Genomic DNA, 26,581 nt, shown 5'->3' with positions numbered 1-26,581 from the left:
TTACATTTTTAAGCTTTAATCCTTTACGGTTAACGCGGGTCTGCGAATATCTTCTGTAAGTCCGGCGCGTTCTCCTGCTCCACCACCATGGAGAGCGACGCTTCGATCGCTTTCAGGTGGCGGCTCATGAAGGCCTGGGCGCGGGCGGCGTTGCCAGCTTCGAGATAGGTGATCAGGTCGTCGTGGTCGTGGGATTCACAGCCCAGGTGACCGCGGTGGCCGTAGACCGCGAGAATCAGCGAGGAGCGCGAGCAGAGCCGCTCGACGAACTCGGCAAGCGCGGCGTTGCCGGAAAGCTTTGCCAGGTGCACGTGGAAATCCGCCGAGAGGCGAATCGCTACGCTCTGCTGGCCGCTTCGCAGGGCCTGGCGCTCTTGATGGGCCAGGGTGCGCAGCTCGTCCACCTCCTTCGCCCCCATCCGCCGAGCGACGTCCGCCATCAGCCCACACTCCACGAGTTGGCGGGCGTCGAATACATCCTTGGCCTCGTCCGCGGTCGGGCGGGTGACGCTGGCGCCGCGCCTTGGGGTGAGCGTGACCAACTGCTCGAGCGCCAAACGCTGTAAAATCTTGCGGATACCGGTGCGGCTAATGCCGAATACGTCTGATAGCGCGTCTTCGCGCAGACGCGCGCCGGGAGGTAGCCGCTGCTCGACGATGGCGTCGCTCACCGCGCGATAAATCGCTTCATGGCGCGCGTCGCCCTCTTTCTCGAATGTGCGGCGTTTCGTTGTTGCCTCGTCGCGCATGCCCTCTCCTTGCAATGGTTGAACGTCCTGCGCTAGCCACGCTTTAGGGGGTTAGCTGCCGCGATACGTCGAATAGCCATAGGGGGAGAGCAGAAGCGGTACGTGGTAGTGCTGGCTGGCGTCGGCCACGCCAAAGCGCAGCGGAATCACGTCCAAAAAGCGCGGCTCGATGGCCTCGACGCCATGGGTGCGCAGGTAGTCGCCGGCGTGAAAAACGAGCTCGTACTCACCCGCCGGGAACGCTTCGCCTTCCAGAATCGGGCCGTCACAGCGGCCGTCGCTGTTGGTGACGACGCTACCCAGATGTTCACGAGAGCCAGCGGATAGCCGAAAAATTTCGATGGTAATGCCTTCTCCGGGCTGGCCTTTCGCCGTATCCAGCACGTGAGTGGTAAGCCGTCCCATAGCGTCTCCTTATTGGGGTTGTGTTTGACCTATTGGTCAAAGATTACGGGTGATACTATCGATTGTATACGCTAACGCCCTCGACGTACGCCCAGGAGAAGACGCCGTGTCTCACGCTAATCGCGATGCTAACCGCTCTCTTACGCCAGCACCTAGCCAGTGCGGGCGGGATGATTTTGTAGCCCATTATGGCGACATCTTCGAGCACTCCCCCTGGATTGCCGAGCGCGCCTGGCAGCAAGGACTGAACGCCACCCACGACGCGCCGACGGCGCTGGCCGACACGATGGGTAGTGTGCTGCTGGCGGCAAGCCCGGAGCGTCAAATCGAGGTGATTCGCGCCCACCCGGATTTAGCGGGCAAGGCGGCGCTTGCCGGGGAGCTTACGTCATCGTCGACAAGCGAGCAGGCCGGCGCCGGGCTCGATCAGTGCTCACCGGAGGAGCTTGCCCGTTTTGAGTCGCTCAATAGCGCCTATAAAGAGAAGTTCGGCTTTCCCTTCGTGGCCGCGGTGAAGGGCCTCGATCGCTACGCGATTCTCGAGGCGTTCGAAACGCGCCTGGAGAACGCCCCCGCCGTCGAGCGGCAAACCGCTATCGAGCAGATCATTCACATCGCGCGCTTTCGCTTGGTGGCGCGTAGCGAAGAGGCTTCTTGAGTTTCTTTCACCCACGAAAAAGCCGCGCTAAAAAGCGCGGCTTGAAAAGCGGCTAACGCCTGATTACTTGTTCAGGCTGTCGGCGGCTTTTTGAGTATTCTCTTCGGCCATTTTCTGGCTGTCCTGCATGAAGTCCTGACCGATCGAGGTGACTTTCTCGGAGTCGCCTTTTACGCGCTCCACGAAGTCAGAAGCGGTCTTCTGCTGGGTCTGCATCGCACGCTTGAAGCTGTCCGCGTCTTTTACATCAAGCCAGGTACGTGCCTGGGAAATACTCATGTCGGAGTAAGCACGCGCCGCGTCGATCTGGGCACTTACCAGACGCTCGTAGTAATCAAGCGCCGCCAGCGTGTATGAGCGCATCGGCGATACGAAAGCCGACTCGAACTGCTGCTTGGTATTTTCTGCGGTCCTATCCATCACGTAACCTCCTGCAAGTTAGCGATTCGACGCGCTTGTAGACTGGCGGTCGATAGCAAAGCAATTGCCTTGTTCTGCTAAAGCTAGCAGTGCTTTTTGTGCAGCGCAACATAAAATTTTAAAAGCCCCGCTTGTGGGCTTTAAACGTCGCGTACGGTCGGCGCCTTGCCCGCTATACCGTCATGAACCGCCAGCATTTTTTCAAACCAGGCCGCTATCGGCGCGTCTTTTTCAAAAAGCGCTTCCTTCGATGCCACGTGGGCCCACATCATGCTGCCAAACAGCAAATAGTCGGCGCCGCTGGGCGCTTCGCCATCGAGAAACGGGCTCTCTTCGAGCATTGCATTGACCGGCACCAGCGCTTTTTTAAGCTGCTCGCGACCCTGTTCGGGGTCATGTAGCTCTTCGAAACGCATGTTGAAGCTCGCTTCGCGTTTTTCGCGGAAGTAGTCGCGATCGTCCGGATGAATGGCCTCAAGCAGATCCATCACTACGATACGAAAAAGCGCGGGGGTGACGCTGCGCTCCACGAAAAGCTTGAAAAAGAGCGCGCGCTGGTAGTCCTGCCCTTCCCCCAGAATAGGCGATTCGGGGTAGGTCTTATCCAAATAGCGCATGATATCGAAGCTATCGGTTACTACGGTTTCGCCATCCACCAGCACCGGCACTTTGTCGTGATTGGCGAAGGCGATTTTCTCCTTTTCCTGAAAGCGCCAGGGTTCGGTGCGATACGCAAGGCCCTTATGGGCCATCGACATGTGCACCCGCCAGCAAAAGGGTGAAAAACGCAGGCGTTCGTCGCGGCCACAAAGGTCATAAACAATACGATCCATCGGTCACCTCTACTTATGGGAATACAAAATCAGCATGGGCGTGAGCCCCGCGCCCTGCAAGCCATCGAGTTTCAGCCTGCGGGGTTGCCCCTATCTATTAGTCTAATGAGAGGGAGTCATCGCTTAATCGTTCAACTCTCATAAAATATTTAAAATTCAAAACGTTAAAAAATTTGATTGGCTCTTTTAAAGCGACGATATCACCTGCCTATTGGTAAGACCAATTTTCCAATGTAGTCATGGCGTTAAGCTGTCCGTATCTTGCAGGTGAAAGCGTCGGGCGGTCAGAGCGCCGGGCGTCAATGATTAAAAAAGCGTAGCCGATTAACAACAAGGGGCCGTTTTTCATGAGTGATACGATACTTGCATTACTGGCATTCATGCCGCTACTGCTTGCGGGTATTTTGCTGGTGGGTTTTAAAATACCTGCCAAAATTGCCATGCCGATTGTCTTCCTGACGGCGGCCATTATCGGTCTGACCGCGTGGGACATGACCTTTAACCGCGTGGCGGCCTCCACCCTACAAGGCCTGATCCAAACCGCAGGGCTTTTGTGGATCATCTTCGGGGCGATCTTACTGCTCAACACGCTCAAACACTCCGGCGGCATCACCGCCATTCGTAACGGCTTCTCCGGCATCAGCCCGGACCGCCGCGTGCAGGCGCTGATCGTGGCGTGGCTGTTTGGCTGCTTTATCGAAGGCGCTTCGGGCTTTGGTACTCCCGCCGCCGTGGCGGCGCCACTGCTGGTCGCTCTGGGCTTTCCGGCGCTGGCCGCCGTGGTCGTGGGTATGATGCTGCAATCCACGCCGGTTTCCTTTGGCGCGGTAGGCACACCAATCATCGTGGGCGTGGGGACCGGCCTCGATCGCAACGGCATCACCGCCGACCTGGCCGCCAACGGCTCCTCCTGGGACGTGTTCTTTCAACTGATCACCAGTGAAGTCGTCATCACCCACGGCATCGTGGGTCTTCTGATGCCGCTGATTCTGGTGACCGTGATGGTGCGTTTCTTCGGCGCCAACAAGTCCTGGAAAGAGGGCCTGTCGATCACGCCCTTCGCGATTTTTACCGGTATCTCCTTCGTGGTCCCGTATATGCTGGTCGGTGTTTTCCTGGGCCCGGAATTCCCCTCCATGATCGGCGCGATGGTGGGTCTGGCCATCGTGGTGCCGGCAGCGCGTAAAGGCTTTTTGCTGCCCAAGGATACCTGGGACTTCCCCGAGGCGACGTCCTGGCCGGACGAGTGGATCGGCAAACTGCAGATCAAACTCGATGACGTGGCGGGCCAGGCGCCCATGTCCACCTTCCGCGGCTGGGTTCCCTACGTGCTGTTGGCGGTTTTCCTGGTCGCCTCGCGCACCGTGGAGCCGCTGCAGGCCGCGCTGACCTCCATCAACCTGAACTGGGCCAATATCCTGGGTGAAACCGGCGTCAGCGGCGGCGTGCAGCCCCTTTACCTGCCCGGCGGCATCATCATCGCCGTGGTGTTGATCACCTACTTCCTGCACAAGATGAATGGCAGTCAGTTGAAAGCAGCCATGTCGGAGTCCACCAAGACCATTTTCGGCGCGGGCTTCGTGCTGGTATTCACCGTGCCGATGGTGCGTATCCTGATCAACTCCGGTGTGAACGAGGCGGATCTGGTCTCCATGCCGGTGATGATGGCTCAGGCCGTCGCCAATGGCGTGGGCGATATCTATCCGCTCTTTGCCCCGGCCGTCGGTGCCCTGGGGGCGTTCATCGCCGGCTCCAACACCGTCTCGAACCTGATGCTTTCAGAGTTTCAGTTCAATGTGGCCCAAACCCTCGGGCTTTCCACGGCCATGATGGTAGCCCTCCAGGCCGTGGGTGCGGCGGCAGGTAACATGATCGCCATCCACAACGTGGTCGCGGCGTCCGCCACCGTGGGCCTGTTGGGCCGCGAGGGGGCGACGATCCGTATCACGATCCTGCCGACGATCTACTACATCACTTTCACGGGTATCATCGCGCTGATCGCGTTTTACGTCCTCGGCGTGACCGATATGTTGATGTAGTGACAGGCGCCTCCAAACGCGTCATTCACCGCGTAAAAAACCACCCCTCGGGGTGGTTTTTTTATGGGCGACCTTACAACCAGTACTTCTTCGCTAGTCGATTCGCTTGAGCTTTTTGGCGTGCTCTTGCCCCCGCTCGACATAGCTCTGGGCGTTGAGCTTGAGCCCTTCTACCGCGCCTTCGGGTAGCTCCTTCACCACCCGCGCGGGGGAGCCGACGATCATTGAGTTAGGTGGGAACACCGCGCCCTCTTTCACGAAAGCGCAGGCCCCCACCAGGCTGTTCTCCCCGATCACGGCGCCGTTCAAGATCACCGCCTGAATACCGATCAAGCAGCCATCCTCCACCGTGCAGCCGTGAAGCATCGCCTGATGGCCCACGGTGACCCCCTTGCCCACTTTCAGAGGAAAGCCGGGGTCGGCGTGGAGCACCGCGCCGTCCTGGATGTTGCTCTCCTCGCCTACTTCCAGGCGCTCGGTATCACCGCGCAGCACCGCCTGATACCACACGCTCGATCGCGCCTTGAGGGTCACCTTGCCTATCACGTCCGCGGTGTCGGCGATGTAGACATCGTCGGCGATCTCCGGACGCTCCTCGCCAAATTGATAAATGGCCACGTTGATCTCCTGTTGTTCGTTGTGTGCTGAGTTATTCGTTCTGTCGCGCAGGTTCAGGCTAACGCCTGGCTCGTTAAACCGCCAACGCCTGAGCCTTGAACTAACGCCACTCCTCCAGCCGCATCGAGGAGCGCTCGAGACGTTCGTTTTCCGCGTCGAGCTCACGTAAAAGCTCGGTGATACTGCTCAAATGCTCGAGGGCGATGCGCTTGGCCTGTTCGGCGTCGCCTTTCACCACCGCGTGAAAGAGCTGCTCGTGCTGGTGGTTGATCATCGCGCGTGGGCCCGGGCGGTGGTAAAGGTGCTTCACCGAGGCGAATACCGAGCTCAACAGCAGATCGGTCAACCCCTGAAGCGTATGCACCAGCACCGGATTGTGCGAGGCCTGAGAGACCGCGAGGTGAAAGGCGTGGTCGAAGCGTGCCAGCTTCTCGACATCCACTTCTTCAGCGTTGGCGACGTAATCGGCCATTGCCTCGAAACGGCGGGTAATCAGTACCCGGTCCATCGAGGTGCCCCGTCGAGCGGCCAGGTAGGCGGACTCGCCTTCCAGCAGCGCGCGCACCTCCAAAAGATCGAACAGTGTGCGCGGGTGATCGCGAAACAGATGCATGAGCGGGCCTTGCTGCGGCATGGGCAGCAGCGAGGCGACCACGGACCCGCGCCCCTGACGGGTTTCGATGATCATCTTGCTGCGCAGAATGCGCAGGCCTTCGCGCAGCGAGGCGCGGGAGACGTCAAGGCGCTCACAAAGGCGCCGCTCCGAGGGCAGCAGCTGGCCCGGGCGGAACACGCCCTCCAGAATCAGCGCCTCGATTTTCGCGGCTACCTGCTCCGGCATGCGCCGCCCAAGCGGCGTCTCAAAAGGTATCTGGCTCACGCGCGTCTCCTCCAGGGCGGGCTCGAATAACTGGTCAGACCACTGCACCACAGGCTAGACACCTGCACGAAAAAAGCCCAGATTATTCGATATCAGCGGCGCTACGCCGCGTTTAAAAATCGATATTACAAAAACAGGAGGGGATATGAACATCCTCTACGACGCCCGCTTGGACGGCGAGCTGGCTGACCGTGACAAGAGCGAGGTTCTGCGCGAGCTTCAAAACGCGGCCCCCACGCTAACCCTTCTGCACAGGGAAGAGGACCTGCGCCCCTTCGAATGCGACGGGCTGGCGGCGTACCGCGTGCTGCCCATGTTGGTGGCGCTACCCGAGAACCTCGAGCAGGTCGAACGCCTTTTGACGTGTTGTTTCGCGCTGGGTGTGCCCGTGGTCACCCGCGGTGCGGGCACCGGGCTCTCCGGTGGGGCGTTGCCGCTCGAGCAAGGCGTGCTGCTGGTGATGTCGCGCTTCAACAAAATCGTCGAGGTCGACCCGGACGCCCGTATCGCCCGGGTACAGCCCGGGGTACGCAACCTGGCGATTTCTGAAGCCGCCGCGCCCTATGGTCTCTACTACGCCCCGGACCCCTCCTCCCAGATCGCCTGCTCGATTGGTGGCAACGTGGCGGAAAACGCCGGCGGCGTTCACTGTTTGAAGTACGGCCTGACCGTGCACAACGTGCTGCGCGTGGACGTGCTGACCATCGAGGGTGAGCACATGACATTGGGCTCGGAGGCCTTCGATGCCCCCGGGTTTGATCTGCTCGCACTGATGAACGGCTCGGAAGGCATGCTTGGAGTGGTCACCGAGATCACCGTGAAGCTTCTGCCCAGGCCGGAAACCGCCAAGGTGTTGATGGCAAGCTTCGATGACGTGGAAAAAGCCGGCAAAGCGGTGGGTGACATCATCGCCGCGGGCATCATTCCCGGCGGGCTCGAGATGATGGACAAACTCGCCATCCAGGCCGCCGAGGACTTCGTCAAAGCAGGCTACCCGCTGGAGGCCGAGGCCATCCTCTTATGCGAGCTCGACGGTGTCGAGGCCGATGTGGACGATGACTGCGAGACCGTACGCCGGGTGCTTGAAAAGGCCGGCGCCACGGATATACAGCAAGCCCGGGACGATATCGAGCGCGCCAACTTCTGGGCCGGACGCAAGAATGCCTTCCCTGCCGTGGGGCGTATGTCGCCGGACTACTACTGCATGGACGGTACCATCCCCCGTCGTGAGCTGCCCCGGGTGCTCAAGGGTATTGCCGCACTTTCCGAAGAGAGCGGCCTTCGCGTGGCCAACGTGTTTCACGCCGGCGACGGCAATATGCACCCGTTGATCCTGTTCGACGCCAACAAGGAGGGCGAGCTCGAACTCGCCGAGGACGTGGGCGGCAAGATTTTGGAGCTTTGCGTGGCCGCCGGCGGGTCGATCACCGGCGAACACGGCGTGGGCCGTGAGAAGATCAACCAGATGTGCAGCCAGTTCCAGGCGGATGAGATCAGCGTTTTTCACGCCGTAAAGGCGGCCTTCGATGAAAAGCGCCTGCTCAACCCGGGCAAGAACATTCCCACGCTTGCGCGCTGTGCCGAATTCGGGGCGATGCACGTCCATAACAACGAGTTGCCCCACCCGGAGCTGCCGCGTTTTTAACGCCGGTCCGGTTTGCGACATAAAGGAATGACCATGACAGAACCAGCGGTACAGGCTTTTGATCGCGATATTAGCGAGGCGCTTTGCCAACAGGTCGCCAACGCTTACCAAACCAGGGCGCCATTGCGCATTAAAGCCGGCGACACCCGCGGCTTTTACGGGCGCCCGGTAGAGGGTATCGAACTCAGCCTCGCCGAGCATAGCGGCATCGTAAGCTACGACCCGGTGGAGCTTGTCGTCACCGTGCGCGCGGGCACGCGTATCGACGCCCTGGAAGCGGCGCTTGGCGAGCATCATCAGATGCTGCCCTTCGAGCCGCCGCGCTTTGGCCCGGCCAGCACCATCGGCGGGGCCGTGGCCACCGGGCTTTCCGGCCCGCGACGCCCCTGGGCGGGGGCGGTGCGCGATTTCGTACTGGGCAGCCACGTGATCACCCAGCAAGGCAAACAGCTGCGCTTTGGCGGTGAGGTGATGAAAAACGTGGCCGGCTACGACGTGTCACGGCTGATGACCGGCGCCCAGGGCACGCTAGGCGTACTGACCGATATCTCTTTCAAGGTGCTGCCCCAACCCAGCGCCTGCCACAGCCTGCGCCTTGACGATCTGGGCATCGAAAAAGCGCTGGAGATGCTTTCCACACTCGGCCGCGAGCCCTTGCCGATCACCGGCGCAGCGTGGCATCAAAATGCGCTCTATATTCGCCTCGAAGGGGGGGAAAGCTCGGTCAAGGCGACCCGCGAGCGCCTGGGCGGCGAAACCCTGGAGGGTGATTTCTGGACGGCCCTTCGCGACCACCGCCACGACTTCTTCACTCTCGAAGCAGGCCAGACGCTTTGGCGCGCCTCGCTCCCTGCGCATACCGCGGCGCTGGATACCGGCGAGGCCGAGGTTTTTTACGACTGGGCGGGCTGCCAGCGCTGGGTAAAAACCCGGGACGGCCAGGCGCTGCGCCAAGCGTGCCAGGCCAAAGGCGGACACGCCACCTGCTTTACGCCCCACGCCCAGGGGGGCGATGAATCGCCCTTTACACCGCTTGACCCGGTCGTCGAGAAGTATCACAAGAAGCTCAAGGCCGAGCTCGATACCTACGGCATTTTCAACCCGGGCCGGCTTTACGCGGGGCTTTGAGGAGAGCTTTCATGCAAACGCACTTTACCGATGCCGACCGCCAGAAACCGCACATTCAGGAAGCCGAGCGCATTCTGCGCACCTGCGTACACTGCGGCTTTTGCAACGCCACCTGCCCGACCTACCAGCTTTTAGGCGACGAGCGCGACGGCCCGCGTGGGCGTATCTACCTGATGAAGGAGCTTTTGGAGAGCCGCGACGACGATACCCAGGTGACCGAAGAAACGCGCCTTCACCTGGACCGCTGCCTGACGTGTCAAAACTGTGAAACCACCTGCCCGTCGGGGGTGGAGTATCACAAGCTTTTGAACATCGGCCGCGCGGAGATCGAGCGCCGGGTGCCGCGACCGGCAAGCCAACGCGCCACGCGCTTTGCGCTACGCAAGATGATGGTCGAGCCCAAACGCTTCAAGGCGCTTTTGAAACTCGGTCAAACCTTCAAGCCGCTGGTGCCGGCTACGCTCAGAGACAAAATGCCGCCGCCCCCGGTGGATGCGGGCACACGCCCGACCACTCAGCACGCCCGGCAGATGCTGATTTTGGAAGGCTGCGTGCAGCCGGGGCTTTCGCCCAACACCAACGCCGCCACCGCCCGGCTGCTGGATCGGCTGGGCATTGGCCTGACGCCGGTTAGCGAGGCGGGTTGCTGCGGGGCGATCGACTTTCACCTGAACGCCCAGGAGGCGGGACGCCAACGCATGCGCGCCAATATCGACGCCTGGTGGCCCCACGTGGAGCAAGGAGTCGAGGCGATCGTGCAAACCGCCAGCGGCTGCGGGGCGTTTGTGAAGGAGTATGGTGAAATGCTCAAACACGATCCGCAGTACGCCGCCAAAGCCGAGCGCGTAAGCGCTTTGGCCCGCGACATCGTCGAAGTGTTACGCGAGGAGCCGCTGGAGAAACTTGCCGTGAAAGAGCACAAACGCCTGGCGTTTCACTGCCCCTGTACGCTGCAGCACGCCCAAAAGCTCAACGGCGCGGTAGAAGGCGTGCTGACCAAGCTCGGCTTTACGCTGACACCGGTGCAGGATAGCCACCTGTGCTGCGGCTCCGCGGGTACCTACTCGATCACCCAGCCCGAAATTGCCACGCAGCTTCGCGACAACAAGCTCAACGCCCTGGAAGCCGGCGACCCGGAGATGATCGTCACCGCTAACATCGGCTGTCAAACGCACCTGGCCGGCGCCAACCGCACACCGGTTCGTCACTGGGTAGAAATCGTCGATGCCGCGCTGACCTGACCCGTTTTAACCCCCGCGCAATCCAAGCACTTTTACAACATCAAAAAGGAAACAGTATGCAAACCAAAGCCATTTTGAGCCAGACCGATGTACTCACCGCCCTCGACGCGGCGCAAAAGGAAGCCGAACGCCAGGGGTGGTCGGTGACCATTGCAGTCGCCGACGACGGCGGCTACTTATTGGGCCTTCGCCGTCTGGACGGCGCCGCGCCCTTCAGCGCCGAGGTCGCCACGCAAAAAGCGCGCAGCGCCGCCCTTGGCCGTAAAGAGACCCAGGTTTTCGAGGAGATGATCAACAATGGCCGCACGGCGTTTCTCTCCGCCCCGCTCGAGGGCATGCTGACCGGCGGCGTCCCGATCATCATCGACGGCCAGGTTGTAGGCTCGGTGGGCGTTTCCGGCGTGAAGCCGGACCAGGACGCGCAGGTCGCCAAGGCCGGTGTCGCCGCGATCGGCTAAACGTCAGGCACGCAAAAACGACCCTGGGCAATGGCTCGGGGTTTTTTTTATGTGTGAAGCGTAAACAGGCTGAGAGTGCGCGGTGGCGCGGAGAAGCAAAGAAAAGGATAAAGCAGGAAGGAAACTTGATGGCGGACCGGACGAGACTCGAACTCGCGACCTCCGGCGTGACAGGCCGGCATTCTAACCGACTGAACTACCGGTCCACTTTGAAACAACCATTTAATCGCGGTTCAGAGGCGCTTTTAAATGGTGGGTGGTACTGGGTTCGAACCAGTGACCCCCAGCTTGTAAGGCTGGTGCTCTTCCAACTGAGCTAACCACCCATGATCTAACGTCGAAAACGTTCAATCACTTTCTATCTACCGCGACTGTTATCGATGGCGGACCGGACGAGACTCGAACTCGCGACCTCCGGCGTGACAGGCCGGCATTCTAACCAACTGAACTACCGGTCCGAATAACGATAACATAGGGCAACAAAAGCGATGATGGCGGACCGGACGAGACTCGAACTCGCGACCTCCGGCGTGACAGGCCGGCATTCTAACCAACTGAACTACCGGTCCGCTGATACACCAACTTTTACTGCTAACGTGTCCAACCCATTAAAAAATGGTGGGTGGTACTGGGTTCGAACCAGTGACCCCCAGCTTGTAAGGCTGGTGCTCTTCCAACTGAGCTAACCACCCGCTGGTCACGTGGCGCTGCATTCTACAGGGTTCCGGTCTGGTGTCAATACGCTAATGAATTTTTGATTCAAATTAACGTGTTGCCGCTAGAGCCCGAACCACCTGCCTTGAGCGCCGAGGCAGAATGCCGCAACTGCCCCCGCTTCGTCAATCAAAAGTGTCACAATCGAGCAGCGGTTTTCACCACACGTGCTATTTAGCTTAACGCGCCGCCAGGCTAGACTCGCCCAGGGCTTCATGCCCTCCCCGTTTCATGGAAAGCCATTATGCAAAGCGCCCCACAAAGCGACGCCCATACAATGCCGCCACCGCCCTCGGCCCCGGTTTACAACTCGGTTTATAACTCTGTTTACAACTACACGGTCGTGCGTCAGTTCGCGATGATGGCCGTCGTTTGGGGGATCGTTGGCATGGCGGTGGGCCTTTTGCTGGCCGCCCAGCTGGTGTGGCCCGAGCTCAACCTGGGCCTGCCCTGGACGAGCTTTGGCCGCCTTCGCCCGCTGCACACCAACCTGGTGATCTTTGCTTTCGGCGGCTCGGCGCTATTCGCCACCTCGTACTATGTGGTCCAGCGCACCTGCCAGACCCGGCTTTATAGCGACCGACTGGCGGCGTTCACCTTCTGGGGCTGGCAGGCGGTGATCGTCGCTGCGCTCGTGTCGCTGCCGATGGGCTACACCACCACCAAGGAGTACGCCGAGCTCGAATGGCCGATCAATATCCTGCTGGCGGTGGTATGGGTGAGCTACGCGGTGGTCTTTTTGATGACCCTGAAGCGGCGCAACACCTCGCATATTTATGTCGCCAACTGGTTTTATGCGGCGTTCATTCTCACCATCGCCGTGCTGCATATCGTCAATAACGCAGCCCTTCCGGTCACGCCGATGTACTCCACCTCGCTTTACGCGGGGGCCGTGGATGCCATGGTGCAGTGGTGGTACGGCCACAACGCCGTGGGCTTTTTCCTGACGGCAGGCTTTCTGGGCATGATGTACTACTTCGTGCCCAAGCAGGCCGAGCGGCCGATTTACTCCTACCGGCTCTCGATCGTCCATTTCTGGGCGCTGATCATGATCTACATGTGGGCCGGGCCGCACCATCTTCACTACACCGCCCTGCCCAACTGGGCACAGTCGCTTGGCATGGTGATGTCGATCATCCTGCTGGTACCCTCCTGGGGGGGCATGATCAACGGCATCATGACGCTCTCCGGCGCCTGGCATAAGCTGCGTACCGACCCGATCCTGCGCTTTTTGGTGGTCGCGCTCACCTTCTACGGTATGGCGACCTTCGAGGGCCCGATGATGGCGATCAAGACCGTCAACGCCTTCTCCCACTACACCGACTGGACCATCGGCCACGTCCACGCAGGCGCTCTTGGCTGGGTGGCGATGATCACCTTCGGCTCGCTTTATCACATGATACCGCGCCTTTACGGCCGCACCCAGATGCACTCGGTGGGGCTGATCGCGCTGCACTTTTGGCTAGCGACCATCGGTACGGTGCTCTACATCACCGCCATGTGGGTCAACGGGGTGATCCAGGGGCTGATGTGGCGCGCGATCAACGCCGACGGCACATTGATGTATCGCTTTGTCGACGCCGTCGAGGCGAGCCACCCAGGCTATGTGGTGCGCATGCTGGGGGGGCTGTTCTTTTTGACGGGCATGCTGGTGATGGCGTTCAACGTCTACATGACGGTGAAGTACCGCCAAACCTCGGCGCCCGCACCGCGCACGGTAGCGCTGGAGGGCGGCCGCCATGAAGCATGAACTGGTCGAGAAAAACGCCGGGCTTTTGGGCGTATTGATACTCGTGGCGATCAGCTTCGGCGGGCTTGCCGAGATCGTGCCGCTGTTCTTTCAAAAAGATACCACTGAGCCCGTGGAGGGACTTCGCCCACTGACCGCTTTGGAGCTCGAGGGGCGCGATATTTACCGCCGCGAAGGTTGCGTGGGCTGCCACTCCCAGATGATTCGCCCGTTTCGCGCCGAAACCGAACGTTACGGTCACTACAACGTGGCCGGCGAAGGTCTGTACGAGCACAATTTTTTGTGGGGGTCCAAGCGCACCGGGCCGGACCTTGCCCGGGTCGGCGGGCGCTACACCGACGCCTGGCACCGTCGGCACATGTACGACCCGCGCGACGTCGTGCCAGAGTCGATCATGCCCGCCTACCCTTGGCTTTTCGAGCGCGAGCTCGACGGCCAGGCCACGCCCGCCAAGATGCGTGCCTTGCAGCGCCTGGGCGTGCCCTACTCGGATGAAGAGATCGAAAGCGCCCAGGAGCAGGTCGAGGGCACCCCGGAAATCACCGCGCTCATCGCCTACCTGCAGCAGCTCGGCACGGTACTCGAGGGGGCACGCTAAATGGATACCGGCACCTTTCGCGGGCTCATCACCCTGTTTCTCATCATCGCCTTTATCGGCATCGTGGTGTGGGCATACTCAAAACGCCGCCGCGACGATTTCAGCGAAGCCGCCCACCTTCCCTTCGCCGACGACGACGAAAGCGCAAGGCCCCGCGAAGACGAGCGCGAGGATCGCCCATGAGCGATTTGTGGGATAACGCCTTGCCCGGCTTCTGGAGCGCCTGGATCATCGCGCTCACGCTGATCACCCTGGCGCTGGTGGTCTGGATCGTGGCGGCCAATGTCGGCCACGGTGGCCCGCCGGGCGCTGACGGCGAGGCGCAGCGCAAGACCACCGGCCACGAGGTCGACGGCATCGAAGAGTACGACAACCCCACCCCCAAGTGGTGGTTCTACCTGTTCGCGGCCACGGTGGTGTTCGCGCTGGGGTATCTCGCGCTCTACCCGGGGCTTGGCAACTTTAGAGGGCTGCTCGGCTGGTCCCAGGAAGATCAGTGGGAAGAGGAAGTGGCCGCCGCCGAGGCGCGCTTCGGGCCTATTTTCGCCCAGTACCACGAAGTCCCGATCCCCGAGCTCGCCGAGGATTTTGAGGCCATGCAGATCGCCGAGCGCCTGTTCATGAACAACTGCGCCATGTGCCACGGCGTTAACGCCCAGGGCGGCGATGGCTTTCCCAACCTGACCAACGACGATTGGCTTTACGGCGGCGACCCACAGACGCTGGTAACGACGATTAGCGAAGGCCGGCGCGGGGTGATGCCGGCCTGGGCGCAGCTGGGCGACGAGACCCTCGAAGACCTTACCCAACACGTGCTCGCCCTGGCCGGCCGCGAACACGAAAGCCCCCAGGCCGAACGCGGCGAACAAAGCTATGCCCGTTTTTGCGTGGCCTGCCACGGTGCAGACGGCACCGGCAACCAGGCCCTGGGAGCGCCGAACTTGACCAACGACATCTGGCTGCACCAGGCGCCCGGCCAAAGCGTGGCCCAGGCGATCCGCCAGACCCTGAACGAAGGCCGAACCGGCCAAATGCCGCCCCAAGCGCCGTTCATTAACGAGGAGCGCATTCACCTGGTGGCCGCCTACGTCTACAGCCTGCGCTTTAGCGCCACTCAGCGCGAGTAGGCGCGCATTTGCCGCACCATCACTTGGCGCCCACCTAACCCAGGCCATCTAATCTGGCCGCGATTATTGCTATCATGGCCCTACGCTTTTGCGCCACCGCCGATAAGGCCGGAGTTCGATGCAGCCGATACCCGCCCAGGACATAACCCCTCGCGCCGAGAAACCACCGACGACCAAAGCGCCGCAAAGCCAGCACGGCCGCCTTTACGTGCGCGAAAGCAAAGGGTTTTTCCAGGCACTTCGCCGCGGGCTCAATACCCTGCTGATGCTGGTTTTTTTCCTGCTGCCCTGGGTCGAGGTGCAGGGGCGCCCGGCCATCTGGCTCGATATCCCGGGGCGGGAATTTCATCTGCTCTCTACGACGTTCTACCCCCAGGAATTCATCCTGCTGGCACTTTTGTTCATCGCCGCCGCTTTCGGGCTTTTCTTTATCACCGCGCTAGCCGGCAGAGTGTGGTGCGGCTACACCTGCCCGCAAAGCGTGTGGACCTTTGCGTTCATGTGGGTCGAACACCGCCTGGAGGGGTCGCGTCACCGGCGTATCCGCCGCGACCGCACCCGCCCAAAAGGCCATTTCGCGCGCAAGGCAGTCAAACACGTCCTTTGGGTGGCGATGGCGTTGGTCACCGCCGTCACGGTCGTCGGCTACTTTACGCCCGTCCAAGCGCTGGTCGCGGAACTTGCCACGCTCCAGGCCCACGGCTGGGCGCTGTTCTGGGTGGGCTTTTTTGGCTTTTTCACCTATCTCAACGCCGGCTGGCTACGCGAGCAGGTGTGTCTTTACATGTGCCCCTACGCGCGCTTTCAGTCGGTAATGTTCGACCGCGACACGCTCACCGTGGCTTACGACGCCCGCCGTGGCGAGCCCCGGGGGCGAAAGGCCTCGAACGCCCCAAGCACCGGCGGCGACTGCATCGACTGCTCGCTTTGCGTGCAGGTTTGTCCCACCGGTATCGATATTCGCGACGGGCTGCAGTACGCCTGTATCCAGTGCGCCGCCTGCGTGGACGCCTGTAACACGGTGATGGACCGTCTCGAAAAACCCCACGGTTTGATCCGCTACACCACCCAAAACCGCCTGGAAGGGCGCCCCTCTTCGCGCTACCGGTTAAGATTTTTAGGCTACCTGGCGGCGTTAACCGTGGCGCTGGCCGCACTTGGCTTTGCCCTTGGCCAGCGCGTGCCGGTAAGCTTCGAGGCCGAGCGCCCTCGGGCTTCGCTTTATACCACCACCGCCAGCGGCGACATCCAAAACGTCTACCGGCTGACCGTGCGCAACCGCGACCGCCAGGCCCATACCTACCGGCTAAGCGTCGAGGGTGTGGCCGACGCGCAGCTCGACACCCGAAGCTTAAGGGTGCCCGCTGGGGCCTCGCGCACCCAAGTGGTCAATGTGAGCGCCCCTGGCCCCGGGCTTACCCCCAGCCAGCCGCTCGCTTTCATCCTTGAAGCCGAGCACGCGCCGATACGTGCCGAGCGGCAAACCCGCTTTTTGAGCGGCGAGAGGAGATAGCCCCATGTTGGAACCTGCGCCGTCGCCCTGGTATCGCCAGTTCTGGCCCTGGTTTTTGATCACCCTGCTGCTCTCTTCGATGCTGGTGAGCGTTGGCTTTGCGGTGGTGGCGGTCAAGACCTTCGACGGTATGGTGGTCCAGGAGGATTACTTCGAGCACGGCAAAGCGATCAACGCGGTGCTCGCCAAAGCGGAGCGCGCCGAGGCGCTGAATCTTGAAGCCGGGCTGCGTATCGACTCGCTCACCCAGGAGGTGGTGCTCGACCTGAGAGGCCAGGCGCGCCCGGAGGTGTTGACGCTCAACCTGATATTTCCCACTCAGGATAACCGTGACCATACCGTAGCGCTGACGCACCGCCACGGCGGGCGCTACTTAGGCCAGGCCCCGGCAGGGCTCGAGCACCGCTGGTACGTAACGCTCACCCCGCAAGAGACCGACGAGTGGCGGCTAAGCGGCGAGATCACCCTGCCGTCCAACGCGGGCGTCACCCTGGCCCCCGCCAGGAGCGCACCGTGACGCCACCGTGCTATCACTGCGGCACGCAGGTGCCCGCCGGTGCGCCCTGGTCCATCACGCTGGACGGTGCCACGCACCCACTTTGTTGCCCCGGCTGCGAGGCGGTGGCGCACGCCATCGTCGAGGGCGGGCTCGAGAACTACTACCGCTACCGCACCGAGCTCTCCGCCCGCCCGGAAAGCAACCAGGCCGCGGCGCAAACCTGGTCGGCGTTCGACCACCCGGACCTGCAGGCGCAGTTCGTTCACCCGCGTGAAGCGGACGTTAGCGCGACCCTGGCCGTGGAAAATATTACCTGTGCGGCCTGCGCCTGGCTGATCGAGCACCACCTGAACGCGCTGGAAGGCATTACTCAAAGCGCGGTGAATCTGTCGGATCATCGCCTGCGGGTGAGCTGGGACCCGGACACGCTCAAACCGTCCCATATCTTTGCCGAACTAGCCGCCATCGGGTATGCGGCGATGCCCTTCGAGCCCGACCGGGCGCAAAAGCGCCTGAAGCGCGAAGAACGTATGACCGTGCGGCGGCTGATCGTCGCCGCGGTGGGCATGATGCAGGTGGTGATGTTCTCCGTGCCCATGTACGTGGCGGGCCCGGATGAGCTGGGCGCTGATTTCTTCGCGCTCTTTCATTGGCTGTCGCTTGCGCTGACGACGCCGGTGGTGTTTTTTTCGGCCTGGCCGTTTTTTCAGCAGGCGCTCGCGGGGCTTCAACACCGCCGACTCACCATGGAGGTACCGGTGGCGCTCGCCGTGGGTGGCGCCTACCTGGCCAGCGCCTTTGCCGTGGTGTTCCACCAGGGCGAGGTCTATTTCGACTCCATCGCCATGTTCACCTTCTTTTTGCTGTTTAGCCGCTACATCGAGGCGCGCACCCGGCGCCGTGGCGGGCAAAGCGGCAACGCCTTGAGCGGCGCGCTGCCCGCCTCGGCGGTGCGCCTGGAAGCCGATGGCGCCGAGCGCATCGTCCCCGCCAGCCATCTTGCCCCGGATGACCGCGTGCTGATAAAACCCGGCACCACCGTTCCCGCCGACGGCGTGATCGAACAGGGCGAGTCGAGCCTTGACGAGTCGATGCTCACCGGCGAGTTTCTGCCGGTCACCCGGCGGCTGAACGAGCGGGTCACCGGGGGCAGCCAGAACATGGAAAACGCGCTGGTGGTGCGCGTCACCCGGGCCGGCAGCTCGGCGGCGATCTCCCACGTGCTGGATTTGACCGACCGCGCGTTCGAGCGCCGCCCACGGCTTGCCCGGCTGGCGGAGACCATGGCCCAGCGCTTCGTGCTGCGCCTGCTGCTGGTCACGGTGTGCGTGGCCATCGTCTGGACGTTGATCGACCCCGGCCGGGCGTTCTGGGTGACGCTGTCGGTTTTGGTAGTCACCTGCCCCTGCGCGCTGGCGCTGGCCGCCCCTACGGCGCTTGCCGCCGGCCACGGCCATCTGGGTAAGCGCGGCGTGCTGATCACCCGGGCCGACGCGCTGGAAACACTTGCCACGGTGACCCGCGTGGTGTTCGATAAAACCGGCACGCTGACCCAAGGCGAGATGCGCCTAAGCGCTACCCAGCCAGTGGACGACACCCTGACCGGCCACCAGGCCCGGCGCATCGCCGCCGCCATCGAGGCCCACTCCGAGCACCCCATCGCCTCGGCGTTTCGCCCTTTCAGGGATGTAGAAACAAGCGCGGAAAATGTCGTCCGCGAGACGGGCCGTGGGCTAACCGCCACGCTCGGCGCCACCACTTGGCGCCTTGGCCAGGCGGCATTTGCCGCAGGACGCGAACTCGCCCCTCCCGGCCCCGGCCAGTGGCTGTTGCTCAGCGAAGAGCACGCTCCCAAGGCCTGGTTCCAACTCGAAGATACCCTGCGCGACGACGCCGCCCTGGCCATTGCCCGGCTAAAGGCGCTCGGGGTGGGGGTCGAGCTTTTGTCCGGCGACACGCCGGAGGCGGTGGAGCACCTGGCCACCGCGCTTGGCATCCCGATTTGGCAGGCCCAGGCCTCGCCCGAGGCCAAGCTTACGCGGCTGCGCGCTTTACAGGCCGGCGGCGAGCGGGTTTTGATGGTCGGTGACGGCATCAATGACGTGCCGGTACTGGCCGGTGCGGATGTCGCCCTGGCGATGAATGGCGCAACGGACCTGGCGCGCAGCCGCGCGGATGCGCTGCTATTGAGCCCACGCCTGACCCGCATTGGCGAGGCCCTGACCATTGCCCGCGCCACCCGGCGGGTGATGCGCCAAAACATGGCGTGGTCGGTGGGCTACAACGCCCTGGCGCTACCGCTGGCCGCCCTGGGCCTGGTGCCGCCCTGGCTTGCCGCGCTTGGCATGTCGCTGAGCTCGTTGGTGGTGGTTTGCAACGCGCTGCGCCTGAACGCTCGCGCGCGGGTCGACGCACACACGACGCCTTCCCAAGAGACGCCTCCCCAAGAGGTGCGCGCATGACGATTCTCTACCTGCTGATTCCGCTCTCGCTCACGCTGCTCGCCATGGCCGTATGGGCGTTTTTCTGGGCGGTCAAAAACGACCAGTTCGACGATCTGGACGGCCCCGCTCATCGCATTTTGTTCGATGACGACCCGCCCCCGCCGGCAAAGCGCCGCGCCGGTGACAAGCCCCCATCCTCCAAAGAGCCACCGCCATGAACCCCACCGGCATGGACTTACCGCCGCTTGCCGCCGCGCTGGTATTCGGCCTGCTTGGCGGGGCGCACTGCATCGGCATGTGCGGCGGCATCATGAGCGCGCTGGCCTTTGCGGTGCCGCCCAGCATGCGAAGCCCCGCGCGCATGACCGGGCTGTTGCTTGGCTACAACCTGGGGCGCGTATCGAGCTATATGCTGGCCGGCGCCTTGGTGGCAGGGCTTGGCACGCTAGTCTCCCTCGCACCTGCCGCCCGGCTGACGCTTCAGGTATTTGCCGCAGTGATGCTGATTTTGATGGCGCTCTATATCGCCAACTGGTGGAAGGGGCTGTTAGCGCTCGAGGCGCTGGGACGCAGGCTTTGGCGTCATATCGAGCCAGTGGGCCGGCGCCTGATGCCGGTGGTTCACTTGCCCCAGGCCTTTGCGCTGGGGGCGCTTTGGGGCTGGCTGCCCTGCGGGCTGGTCTATTCGATGCTTGCCTGGAGCATGGCCAGCGCCAGCCCCGCTCAGGGCGCGCTGCTCATGGGCGCGTTCGGCCTGGGCACGCTGCCCGCGCTTTTGGCCACCGGCTTTGCCGCCCGCACGCTTGCCGGGCTAATCCGCCACCCGGCCACCCGCGTCGTCGCGGCGCTTCTCATCATCGGCTTTGCGCTTTACCAGCTGTGGGCGCTTTTACCCCACGCGGGGCATTAAGCGGCGGGCTTTCTTGACTCAGCTCAACGTAGGCCCTGGCGGCAGACGTTAATCTGTACGTCGCCACCTACCCGTCCGGCCGCTCATTCACCTACCCGGGAGCTTTTATGTCGACCTGCGCCCACGCTGCCCCCTCGTCAACCGCTCCCGCCTGGGATGAAGCGCTCGTGCGCCGTTACGATAAAAGCGGGCCGCGCTACACCTCCTACCCCACGGCGCTCGCTTTTCACGAAGCGTTTGGCCCGGAGGATCTTACCGACGCTTTAGCGCGAAGCAACGATAGCCAAAGGGCGCTGTCGCTTTACGTGCATATTCCGTTTTGCGAGAAGATCTGCTTTTACTGCGCCTGCAACAAGATCGCGACCAAGAATCGCCAGTTGGCCGAGCCCTACCTTTCCCGCCTCGACCGGGAAATGGTGCTGGCCGCGCGCCACGTGGATACCGCGCGCCCGGTGCAGCAGCTTCACTGGGGCGGTGGCACGCCTACCTTTTTGACGCTTTCGCAGATGGGCGACCTGATCGACCGGATGGATGCCCGCTTCGGGCTCTCGAGTGACCCGGCGCGGGATTACGCCATCGAAATCGACCCGCGCGAGGCGGACGTCCTCACCCTGCGCCATCTTCAATCGCTTGGGTTCAATCGGCTGAGTCTGGGCGTGCAGGATCTGGACATCGAGGTCCAGAAAGCGATCAACCGCGTCCAGCCCCGCAGGCTCACCGAAACCCTGATGGACGAGGCGCACCGATTGGGCTTTAGCTCGCTCAACGTGGACCTGATCTATGGGCTTCCGCGCCAAACCGAGCAACGCTTCGCCGATACGCTTGCGCAGATCATCGAGCTCAACCCGGCCAGGTTATCGCTTTTCAATTATGCTCACCTGCCCACGCGCTTTGCGCCCCAGCGGCGTATTCTCGAAGCCGACTTGCCCGGCGCCGATGAAAAGCTCGCCATTTTGCGCATGAGTATCGAAATGTTAAGCCAAGCGGGCTATGTGCATATCGGCATGGACCACTTCGCCCGCGCCGATGATAGCCTGACGCTCGCCCAGCAAAACGGCACGCTCCAGCGTAACTTCCAGGGGTACTCAAGCCACGCGCAGTGCGATTTGATCGGTTTGGGGGTGTCGGCGATTTCCCGGGTCGACGACGTCTACGCGCAGAACCCGGTCACCCTGGATGACTACGCAAAGGCGCTGGATCAGGGTAAACTGGCCACCTGTAAAGGCGTGCGCCTGACCCCGGACGACCTCATTCGCCGCGAGGTGATCGAGCGGCTAATGTGCGATATGCACCTGGACCTGGCGGCCATTGGCACCCGTTTCGGGATCGATGCCGAAACGTACTTCGCCCAAGCGCTGGATAACCTGCGTCAGGCCGAACGTGACGGGCTGGTGACGCGCCAGGACCTGGTATTGAACGTTACGCCGATCGGTCGGCTACTGATCCGCCACTTGGCTATGGCCTTCGATACTTACTTGACAGAGCAGTTCGCCGCACGTTATTCAAGAATATTATAAGATGCTAAGTACCCGGCCATACGAGGAGAAGGTGATGTCCATCACTGCCAGCCAACGCCGCTCGATGCTACAGGCGCCGCGCTGCCAAACCTGCAGCTTGAGTTCGCTCTGTTTACCGCTAGCGCTGCAGCTCGAGGACGTCAGCCAGTTCGACGCCATCATCCGCCGCCGCGCGCCGCTCAAAAAGGGCGAGGCGCTGTTTCATCAAGGCGAGCGCTTCTCCAGCGTCTACGCGGTCCGTTCGGGAAGTCTCAAGCAGGTAACCAGCGAAGGCAATGGCGACGACCAGCTCACCAACTTCTATTTACCAAGCGAGCTGGTCGGCCTCGACGGTATCGATGAGGAATTCTACCCGGGCAGCGCCATTGCACTCGAAACCACCACGGTATGTGAGATTCCGTTCCAGCACCTGGACAAGCTCTCCGAAGAGCTGCCCGAGCTGCGCGGCCAACTCTATCGCAGCATGAGCAAAGAGCTTCGCGACGATCGCCGGATGATGCGCCTTTTATCGCGCAAGACCGCCGACCAGCGCCTGGCGACGTTTCTCACCACGCTCTCTGATCGTTTCCGCCGCCGCGGCTACTCGCCCTATAGCTTCCGCCTCTCCATGGCGCGGGCCGATATCGGCAACTACCTGGGGTTGGCCGTCGAGACGGTCAGCCGGATTTTAAGCCGGCTTCAGCAGCAGCAGGTGGTCGCCGTTTCCGGACGCGAGGTGAACATTCTCGATATGGCGCGCTTGACCACCCTGGCCGACGAAGAAGTGTCCGCCTAACCCGCCTTTAGCCCACATTGAGCGCCTGAATACGCCCCGCCTTCATTTCCGCCTGTTTGGCTTCCAGGCCCTGGAAGTCGAACAGCGCCTGGTCGGCCAACTGCGAAGGGGCGACGTTGGTCACCGCTTTGAACATGCTTTCGAGCCGGCCCGGGTACTTTTTATCCCACTCGGCAAGCATCGCCTTGACGTTCTGACGCTGCATGTTGGGCTGCGAGCCGCACAGGTTGCAGGGAATGATGGGAAATTCCATTAGCCGCGAGAACTCGGCGATATCCGCTTCCTTGCAGTAGGCCAGCGGCCTAATGACGATATTCCTGCCATCATCGGACAAAAGCTTGGGCGGCATGGCCTTGAGCGTGCCGCCGAAGAACATGTTCAAGAAAAGGGTTTCGAGAATGTCCTCGCGGTGGTGGCCAAGCGCCACCTTGTTGGCGCCGATCTCTTCGGCAAACCCGTAGAGCGAGCCACGGCGTAGCCGCGAGCAAAGCGCGCAGGTCGTCTTACCCTCCGGGGTTTTCTCCTTCACTACCGAGTAGGTATCACGCTCGAGAATATGGTACTCGACGCCCAGCTTGTCGAGGTAGCGAGGCAGCACGTGCTCGGGGAAGCCGGGCTGTTTCTGGTCGAGATTCACCGCCACCAGCGAAAAATTGACCGGGGCGTTGCGCTGCAGATTGCGCAGGATCTCGAGCATGGTATAGCTATCCTTGCCCCCGGAGAGGCACACCATCACCCGGTCGCCTTCTTCGATCATTTGGTAGTCGAGAATGGCGTTGCCGACCTCGCGGCGAAGTCTTTTCTGCAACTTGTTGAATTCGCGCTTTTGTTTCACATCGCCTGGCTCGATTGAACTTGCCGGGGCCGGGGCCTCGGCCACGACGGGCTCGAAATGATCGGGTTGTTGCATGGTGTAAGCACTGCCGGTGATGGGTGGTGAAGGCGCTATTCTATCAAGACTCCCGCTGCCACCCAACAAAGCCTTCGAGCGCCTTCAAACCTCGAGCGCGGCGTCGCGCTTGAGCCGCATGTACAAAAGCGCACAGGCGCTGGCCTCGCCCAGAAGCGACGGCCAGGGCAGCGCCAGCCGCGAGTGGCTGAGCGCCTGACTAAAGCTTGCCGCCTGCACCTCTACCGGCGAACGCCGAGCCTTGCGCTGATAAAGCCTGGCCACATCGACCTGGGCGTTGGGCAGCTCGAAACCGAGCCGTGCGTTGAAAAGCCGGTTGATCGGTGCCAGCGCCCTGCCAAGCCCCCACCCCACCACCGGTCGGTTGCCGATAAACTCGGCAAGCGTTGCGATGTTTTCCGCCGTCGGGGGGAGCGGCGCGGCGATTCGGTGCTGGGCGATGCAGTGTCGGTCAATGGAAGGACGCTGGCGGCTGCGCTTTATTGGAGCCTCGTCCGCCAGGGTGGCGACCCAGGCACTTCGGGTATACACCTGGCGCTGGTCAAACACCACCGCCGCGATGCTCAAACTCTCGCTCTCCTGAGAAAACCTGAACGCCAGCGCCACGAACTCTTCGCCCAGGTAGGGGTGAAAAAGCCACTCGAAGGCGGAGCCGGCGAAGCGGCGCCGGTCGCTTTCGCGCTTGACAAGCGTGCGCAGCGAGCCGCCCAAAAGCGGCGCGTATCGGTCCGTGAAGCGCATACGGCTACGCGTACTCCAGATGATAGCGATGGGTCAGCCGCGACTTGAACTCCTTGACGATATGCAGCGCCTCGCGCAGCAGGTCGCGCTCCAGCGAGGAAAGATGCTGCACCACCACGCGGTTGGTCGAGGTACTCGTCGACGCATTCGCCTCGGCCAGTTGCTGGCGAAGGCGAAGCTCGGTGAAAAGCGTCAGCGCCTCGCCCAGGTCCTCGGCAAAGCGCTTCTCCAGTCGGCCGTCATCTACCAGCGCCTCGAGGCGCTCGAGCGTGCCCACGGCTTCGATACGCCGCTCCAGCGCCATGGTGCGCACGCCGTGAACGATGGGAAAGATGCCGCCCTTTTTGATATCGATGCCGTGCTCGCGCTTTTTAAGCGAACCAAACAGCGTCAGGGGGGTGGAGAAACTCAGCGCAGCGCGGGCCAGGTAGCTCAACAGCAGCTCGTCGCCGGCGCAGCGATCAAACAATGCCTGCTGCACGCGCCGGGCAAGCGCGGGGTTGCCGGCCACGGCTTGGGCGTCGAGCAGGATGGCAAGTTTCATCAGGCTGTCACCGTCGCGCCGCTCGGCCCAGCGCGCGATACGCGCTTGCCAGACCGCCACGCTACCTACCCACTCCGGGTTGGAGACCATGATATGGCCGGGGCACGGCGGGTAGCCAAGCGTGATCAGCGTATCGCTCAGGCGCTGCATTTGGGCCGCGACATCTGGCCAACTCTGATCGTCTTCGAGAATCAGCGCGTTGTCCTGATCGGTTTTGAGGATCTGCTCACCCCGGCCTTCGCTGCCCATGACCACCAGGCAGCACCGCTGTTCTGGCGCCTTTGGCACGCTAAACGTCCAGGCCTTGTGGATGATACGCGCGTTAAGCGCCGCCAAAAGCTCCATGACAAAGCGAAGCTTCACACCCTGAACCATCAACGCCTCGACGAGTTCCGGCGTGCGTTGGCTCGCCTGAGCCAGCGCTTTTAGATCACTGGCCTTCTCGATTTGTAGCCCCACCACGTAACTTCGACTGGAGAAGTAGCTCAGCACGTCGGTGAGTTCGACGATGCCGCAAAGCGTGTTCTCCTTCATTACGACCACCCGGGCCACCTTGTGCCGCGTCATCAGCACCAGCACCTCGAACAAATACTGCTCCGGAGCGGCGGCGACCAGCGCAGTGCAGGCCAGGGCGTCGATGGGCGTGGTTTGGGGCTTCTGCTCGACGACCAGGGCGTTGAGCAGATCCGTTTTGGTGACCATACCGTAGGCGCCTTGGGTGCTGACCAGCAGGCTGTCGGCCTGATGCGCCAAGAGGGTATGGACCGCGCTTTGAATGTCCAGGCCTGCCTCGATGACGATCGGCGCGCGCATGCACTCGCGCACGCGGGCCAGCATGAACCCGGCCATGGTGACCCCGCCCACGGCACGCCGCTCGGTAAGAAGCCGCGCCTTGTTGGCAAGCGTTTGTTTGAAAAACGCCTCGAACGCCGGATAGTGCTGACAAAGCGCGCAGAACGCTGCTTTGGGAAGCACGTAGCAAAGCGCCTCCTGCTCCGCCTCGAAGCGGTAGCGGCTTTGGCCGTTTAAAATACTGATCGCCCCGAACAGGTCGCCCGGCGTGTAGTGGCCGATGCGTGCCTGCGCCTGGGGCATCGCCGGGTCGAGCTCGGCGACCTCGCCTTTATGGATGATGAACACGCCTTCGCCGGCTTGGCGGGCCTCTAAAATGATATCGCCGATGTCGAAGTAAGCCAGGTTTAGGTCACTGCGCACGCGCTCGAGCCCCGCTTCGTCGAGCAGGGAAAATGGCAGCCTGGTAAGATCGACCTCGATCATGGATCACCCCGATAAAAATGGCCCTTTAACATACGGCGTACTTAGACACCTCAATACTTATCGCGATTATTGTGGGCATTACTAAAGTCTATATAAAACGACCGAGAAGCCCTTTTCTGAAACGTTTAAAACTGCCTTCGAAGAGACTCAGGACGGCACTTTCAAAATAGCGGATAGCGCTTTATGA

Annotated in this window: 26 protein-coding genes and 5 tRNA genes; 17 read left to right on the top strand and 14 right to left on the bottom strand. The window is 61.9% G+C overall.

What is annotated here, in order from left to right; translation table 11 throughout:
- Nucleotides 1-29: 29 nt before the first annotated feature.
- Together ACWFVE_RS03230 and uraH are read right to left on the bottom strand one after the other, a co-directional pair.
- Complete coding sequence (locus ACWFVE_RS03230; RefSeq protein ID WP_447527850.1) at nucleotides 30-749, bottom strand: GntR family transcriptional regulator; 720 nt, start codon at nucleotides 747-749, stop codon at nucleotides 30-32.
- A gap of 51 nt (nucleotides 750-800) precedes the next feature.
- A complete protein-coding gene (gene uraH, locus ACWFVE_RS03225) occupies nucleotides 801-1,154 on the bottom strand; it encodes a hydroxyisourate hydrolase (RefSeq protein ID WP_447527849.1) in 354 nt (117 codons plus the stop codon).
- A gap of 106 nt (nucleotides 1,155-1,260) precedes the next feature.
- Between uraH and uraD the strand changes: the two genes are divergently transcribed.
- Entirely contained in the window at nucleotides 1,261-1,812 is a 552-nt protein-coding gene (gene uraD / locus ACWFVE_RS03220) for a 2-oxo-4-hydroxy-4-carboxy-5-ureidoimidazoline decarboxylase (RefSeq protein ID WP_447527848.1), read from the top strand.
- A 63-nt stretch (nucleotides 1,813-1,875) separates the two neighbouring features.
- On the opposite strand, the gene ACWFVE_RS03215 is transcribed toward uraD, so the two are convergent.
- Both ACWFVE_RS03215 and ACWFVE_RS03210 read right to left on the bottom strand, forming a co-directional pair.
- Complete coding sequence (locus ACWFVE_RS03215) at nucleotides 1,876-2,232, bottom strand: phasin family protein (protein WP_447527847.1); 357 nt, start codon at nucleotides 2,230-2,232, stop codon at nucleotides 1,876-1,878.
- Between the two features lie 140 nt (nucleotides 2,233-2,372).
- Complete coding sequence (locus tag ACWFVE_RS03210) at nucleotides 2,373-3,065, bottom strand: glutathione S-transferase N-terminal domain-containing protein (protein WP_447527846.1); 693 nt, start codon at nucleotides 3,063-3,065, stop codon at nucleotides 2,373-2,375.
- 347 nt (nucleotides 3,066-3,412) lie between these two features.
- Between ACWFVE_RS03210 and ACWFVE_RS03205 the strand changes: the two genes are divergently transcribed.
- Entirely contained in the window at nucleotides 3,413-5,104 is a 1,692-nt protein-coding gene (locus ACWFVE_RS03205; protein WP_447527845.1) for an L-lactate permease, read from the top strand.
- 93 nt (nucleotides 5,105-5,197) lie between these two features.
- Here ACWFVE_RS03205 and ACWFVE_RS03200 read toward each other — a convergent pair whose 3' ends face one another.
- A complete protein-coding gene (locus ACWFVE_RS03200; RefSeq protein ID WP_447527844.1) occupies nucleotides 5,198-5,722 on the bottom strand; it encodes a gamma carbonic anhydrase family protein in 525 nt (174 codons plus the stop codon).
- A gap of 100 nt (nucleotides 5,723-5,822) precedes the next feature.
- The gene (gene glcC, locus ACWFVE_RS03195) at nucleotides 5,823-6,563 is read right to left on the bottom strand and encodes a transcriptional regulator GlcC (RefSeq protein WP_447530495.1); all 741 of its coding nucleotides are present in this window, start codon (nucleotides 6,561-6,563) and stop codon (nucleotides 5,823-5,825) included.
- A gap of 184 nt (nucleotides 6,564-6,747) precedes the next feature.
- Here glcC and glcD point away from each other — a divergent pair, with 184 nt between their 5' ends.
- Genes glcD through ACWFVE_RS03175 form a run of 4 tightly spaced genes read left to right on the top strand, consistent with a single transcriptional unit; the run spans nucleotide 6,748 to nucleotide 11,074 of the window.
- Entirely contained in the window at nucleotides 6,748-8,247 is a 1,500-nt protein-coding gene (glcD, locus tag ACWFVE_RS03190) for a glycolate oxidase subunit GlcD (RefSeq protein ID WP_447527843.1), read from the top strand.
- Nucleotides 8,248-8,280: 33 nt separating this feature from the next.
- On the top strand, nucleotides 8,281-9,375 hold the full coding sequence (gene glcE, locus ACWFVE_RS03185; RefSeq protein ID WP_447527842.1) for a glycolate oxidase subunit GlcE: 1,095 nt from the start codon (nucleotides 8,281-8,283) through the stop codon (nucleotides 9,373-9,375).
- Nucleotides 9,376-9,386: 11 nt separating this feature from the next.
- Nucleotides 9,387-10,616 carry a glycolate oxidase subunit GlcF gene (gene glcF, locus ACWFVE_RS03180; protein ID WP_447527841.1) on the top strand — a complete coding sequence of 410 codons (1,230 nt, stop codon included), beginning with the start codon at nucleotides 9,387-9,389 and terminating at the stop codon, nucleotides 10,614-10,616.
- 56 nt (nucleotides 10,617-10,672) lie between these two features.
- Nucleotides 10,673-11,074: a heme-binding protein gene (locus ACWFVE_RS03175; protein ID WP_447527840.1), complete on the top strand. Its 402-nt coding sequence runs from the start codon at nucleotides 10,673-10,675 to the stop codon at nucleotides 11,072-11,074.
- A gap of 129 nt (nucleotides 11,075-11,203) precedes the next feature.
- Here the strand turns inward: ACWFVE_RS03175 and ACWFVE_RS03170 are convergent.
- The 5 genes from ACWFVE_RS03170 to ACWFVE_RS03150 form a co-directional block, all read right to left on the bottom strand.
- A tRNA-Asp gene (locus ACWFVE_RS03170) sits at nucleotides 11,204-11,280 on the bottom strand.
- A 44-nt stretch (nucleotides 11,281-11,324) separates the two neighbouring features.
- Nucleotides 11,325-11,400: transfer RNA gene (locus ACWFVE_RS03165), tRNA-Val, on the bottom strand.
- A 55-nt stretch (nucleotides 11,401-11,455) separates the two neighbouring features.
- Nucleotides 11,456-11,532, bottom strand: a tRNA-Asp gene (locus ACWFVE_RS03160).
- 34 nt (nucleotides 11,533-11,566) lie between these two features.
- Nucleotides 11,567-11,643 (bottom strand) — tRNA-Asp (locus tag ACWFVE_RS03155).
- Nucleotides 11,644-11,690: 47 nt separating this feature from the next.
- Nucleotides 11,691-11,766: transfer RNA gene (locus tag ACWFVE_RS03150), tRNA-Val, on the bottom strand.
- Between the two features lie 299 nt (nucleotides 11,767-12,065).
- Between ACWFVE_RS03150 and ccoN the strand changes: the two genes are divergently transcribed.
- From ccoN to fnr, 11 genes are all read left to right on the top strand, one after another.
- The gene (gene ccoN, locus ACWFVE_RS03145; RefSeq protein ID WP_447530494.1) at nucleotides 12,066-13,538 is read left to right on the top strand and encodes a cytochrome-c oxidase, cbb3-type subunit I; all 1,473 of its coding nucleotides are present in this window, start codon (nucleotides 12,066-12,068) and stop codon (nucleotides 13,536-13,538) included.
- A complete protein-coding gene (gene ccoO, locus ACWFVE_RS03140; RefSeq protein WP_447527839.1) occupies nucleotides 13,528-14,136 on the top strand; it encodes a cytochrome-c oxidase, cbb3-type subunit II in 609 nt (202 codons plus the stop codon). Before ccoN ends, ccoO begins: the two co-directional genes overlap by 11 nt.
- Nucleotides 14,137-14,319: a cbb3-type cytochrome oxidase subunit 3 gene (locus ACWFVE_RS03135; protein WP_447527838.1), complete on the top strand. Its 183-nt coding sequence runs from the start codon at nucleotides 14,137-14,139 to the stop codon at nucleotides 14,317-14,319.
- A complete protein-coding gene (ccoP, locus tag ACWFVE_RS03130; RefSeq protein WP_447527837.1) occupies nucleotides 14,316-15,263 on the top strand; it encodes a cytochrome-c oxidase, cbb3-type subunit III in 948 nt (315 codons plus the stop codon). The genes ACWFVE_RS03135 and ccoP overlap by 4 nt, the downstream gene beginning before the upstream one ends.
- A 118-nt stretch (nucleotides 15,264-15,381) precedes the next feature.
- Complete coding sequence (gene ccoG / locus ACWFVE_RS03125) at nucleotides 15,382-16,776, top strand: cytochrome c oxidase accessory protein CcoG (RefSeq protein ID WP_447527836.1); 1,395 nt, start codon at nucleotides 15,382-15,384, stop codon at nucleotides 16,774-16,776.
- A 4-nt stretch (nucleotides 16,777-16,780) separates the two neighbouring features.
- The gene (locus ACWFVE_RS03120) at nucleotides 16,781-17,293 is read left to right on the top strand and encodes a FixH family protein (RefSeq protein WP_447527835.1); all 513 of its coding nucleotides are present in this window, start codon (nucleotides 16,781-16,783) and stop codon (nucleotides 17,291-17,293) included.
- On the top strand, nucleotides 17,290-19,737 hold the full coding sequence (locus ACWFVE_RS03115) for a heavy metal translocating P-type ATPase (protein ID WP_447527834.1): 2,448 nt from the start codon (nucleotides 17,290-17,292) through the stop codon (nucleotides 19,735-19,737). The genes ACWFVE_RS03120 and ACWFVE_RS03115 overlap by 4 nt, the downstream gene beginning before the upstream one ends.
- Nucleotides 19,734-19,937 carry a cbb3-type cytochrome oxidase assembly protein CcoS gene (gene ccoS / locus ACWFVE_RS03110; protein ID WP_447527833.1) on the top strand — a complete coding sequence of 68 codons (204 nt, stop codon included), beginning with the start codon at nucleotides 19,734-19,736 and terminating at the stop codon, nucleotides 19,935-19,937. Before ACWFVE_RS03115 ends, ccoS begins: the two co-directional genes overlap by 4 nt.
- Entirely contained in the window at nucleotides 19,934-20,629 is a 696-nt protein-coding gene (locus ACWFVE_RS03105; protein WP_447527832.1) for a sulfite exporter TauE/SafE family protein, read from the top strand. Before ccoS ends, ACWFVE_RS03105 begins: the two co-directional genes overlap by 4 nt.
- A 107-nt stretch (nucleotides 20,630-20,736) precedes the next feature.
- A complete protein-coding gene (gene hemN, locus ACWFVE_RS03100) occupies nucleotides 20,737-22,146 on the top strand; it encodes an oxygen-independent coproporphyrinogen III oxidase (RefSeq protein ID WP_447527831.1) in 1,410 nt (469 codons plus the stop codon).
- A 34-nt stretch (nucleotides 22,147-22,180) separates the two neighbouring features.
- Nucleotides 22,181-22,921 (top strand): fumarate/nitrate reduction transcriptional regulator Fnr, encoded by a 741-nt coding sequence (gene fnr / locus ACWFVE_RS03095; RefSeq protein ID WP_447527830.1) that lies wholly within the window; start codon nucleotides 22,181-22,183, stop codon nucleotides 22,919-22,921.
- A gap of 7 nt (nucleotides 22,922-22,928) precedes the next feature.
- Here fnr and ttcA read toward each other — a convergent pair whose 3' ends face one another.
- The 3 genes from ttcA to ACWFVE_RS03080 form a co-directional block, all read right to left on the bottom strand.
- Nucleotides 22,929-23,831 carry a tRNA 2-thiocytidine(32) synthetase TtcA gene (ttcA, locus tag ACWFVE_RS03090; protein WP_447527829.1) on the bottom strand — a complete coding sequence of 301 codons (903 nt, stop codon included), beginning with the start codon at nucleotides 23,829-23,831 and terminating at the stop codon, nucleotides 22,929-22,931.
- A gap of 84 nt (nucleotides 23,832-23,915) precedes the next feature.
- Nucleotides 23,916-24,572, bottom strand: coding sequence for a DNA polymerase III subunit epsilon (locus tag ACWFVE_RS03085; protein WP_447527828.1), 657 nt, complete (start codon nucleotides 24,570-24,572; stop codon nucleotides 23,916-23,918).
- Between the two features lie 4 nt (nucleotides 24,573-24,576).
- Nucleotides 24,577-26,394: a putative nucleotidyltransferase substrate binding domain-containing protein gene (locus tag ACWFVE_RS03080; protein ID WP_447527827.1), complete on the bottom strand. Its 1,818-nt coding sequence runs from the start codon at nucleotides 26,392-26,394 to the stop codon at nucleotides 24,577-24,579.
- Nucleotides 26,395-26,581 lie beyond the last annotated feature (187 nt).

It is taken from the genome of Vreelandella mediterranea, assembly GCF_970647075.1.
Note: the sequence above shows the minus strand (reverse complement) of the source record. Positions and strands in the feature narration are given on the sequence as shown.

Bases quoted from the DNA above. Each gene is read 5' to 3' on its own strand.
- ACWFVE_RS03080 (WP_447527827.1), bottom strand. From the start codon at position 26,394: ATGATCGAGGTCGATCTTACCAGGCTGCCATTTTCCCTGCTCGACGAA.
- ACWFVE_RS03085 (WP_447527828.1), bottom strand. From the start codon at position 24,572: ATGCGCTTCACGGACCGATACGCGCCGCTTTTGGGCGGCTCGCTGCGC.
- ccoP (WP_447527837.1), top strand. From the start codon at position 14,316: ATGAGCGATTTGTGGGATAACGCCTTGCCCGGCTTCTGGAGCGCCTGG.
- ACWFVE_RS03210 (WP_447527846.1), bottom strand. From the start codon at position 3,065: ATGGATCGTATTGTTTATGACCTTTGTGGCCGCGACGAACGCCTGCGT.
- fnr (WP_447527830.1), top strand. From the start codon at position 22,181: ATGTCCATCACTGCCAGCCAACGCCGCTCGATGCTACAGGCGCCGCGC.
- ACWFVE_RS03230 (WP_447527850.1), bottom strand. From the start codon at position 749: ATGCGCGACGAGGCAACAACGAAACGCCGCACATTCGAGAAAGAGGGC.
- ACWFVE_RS03120 (WP_447527835.1), top strand. From the start codon at position 16,781: ATGTTGGAACCTGCGCCGTCGCCCTGGTATCGCCAGTTCTGGCCCTGG.
- ACWFVE_RS03135 (WP_447527838.1), top strand. From the start codon at position 14,137: ATGGATACCGGCACCTTTCGCGGGCTCATCACCCTGTTTCTCATCATC.
- ACWFVE_RS03105 (WP_447527832.1), top strand. From the start codon at position 19,934: ATGAACCCCACCGGCATGGACTTACCGCCGCTTGCCGCCGCGCTGGTA.
- ccoG (WP_447527836.1), top strand. From the start codon at position 15,382: ATGCAGCCGATACCCGCCCAGGACATAACCCCTCGCGCCGAGAAACCA.
- ccoO (WP_447527839.1), top strand. From the start codon at position 13,528: ATGAAGCATGAACTGGTCGAGAAAAACGCCGGGCTTTTGGGCGTATTG.
- ACWFVE_RS03175 (WP_447527840.1), top strand. From the start codon at position 10,673: ATGCAAACCAAAGCCATTTTGAGCCAGACCGATGTACTCACCGCCCTC.
- ccoN (WP_447530494.1), top strand. From the start codon at position 12,066: ATGCCGCCACCGCCCTCGGCCCCGGTTTACAACTCGGTTTATAACTCT.
- ACWFVE_RS03205 (WP_447527845.1), top strand. From the start codon at position 3,413: ATGAGTGATACGATACTTGCATTACTGGCATTCATGCCGCTACTGCTT.
- ACWFVE_RS03215 (WP_447527847.1), bottom strand. From the start codon at position 2,232: ATGGATAGGACCGCAGAAAATACCAAGCAGCAGTTCGAGTCGGCTTTC.
- uraH (WP_447527849.1), bottom strand. From the start codon at position 1,154: ATGGGACGGCTTACCACTCACGTGCTGGATACGGCGAAAGGCCAGCCC.
- glcE (WP_447527842.1), top strand. From the start codon at position 8,281: ATGACAGAACCAGCGGTACAGGCTTTTGATCGCGATATTAGCGAGGCG.
- glcF (WP_447527841.1), top strand. From the start codon at position 9,387: ATGCAAACGCACTTTACCGATGCCGACCGCCAGAAACCGCACATTCAG.
- hemN (WP_447527831.1), top strand. From the start codon at position 20,737: ATGTCGACCTGCGCCCACGCTGCCCCCTCGTCAACCGCTCCCGCCTGG.
- glcD (WP_447527843.1), top strand. From the start codon at position 6,748: ATGAACATCCTCTACGACGCCCGCTTGGACGGCGAGCTGGCTGACCGT.
- glcC (WP_447530495.1), bottom strand. From the start codon at position 6,563: ATGCCGGAGCAGGTAGCCGCGAAAATCGAGGCGCTGATTCTGGAGGGC.
- ttcA (WP_447527829.1), bottom strand. From the start codon at position 23,831: ATGCAACAACCCGATCATTTCGAGCCCGTCGTGGCCGAGGCCCCGGCC.
- ccoS (WP_447527833.1), top strand. From the start codon at position 19,734: ATGACGATTCTCTACCTGCTGATTCCGCTCTCGCTCACGCTGCTCGCC.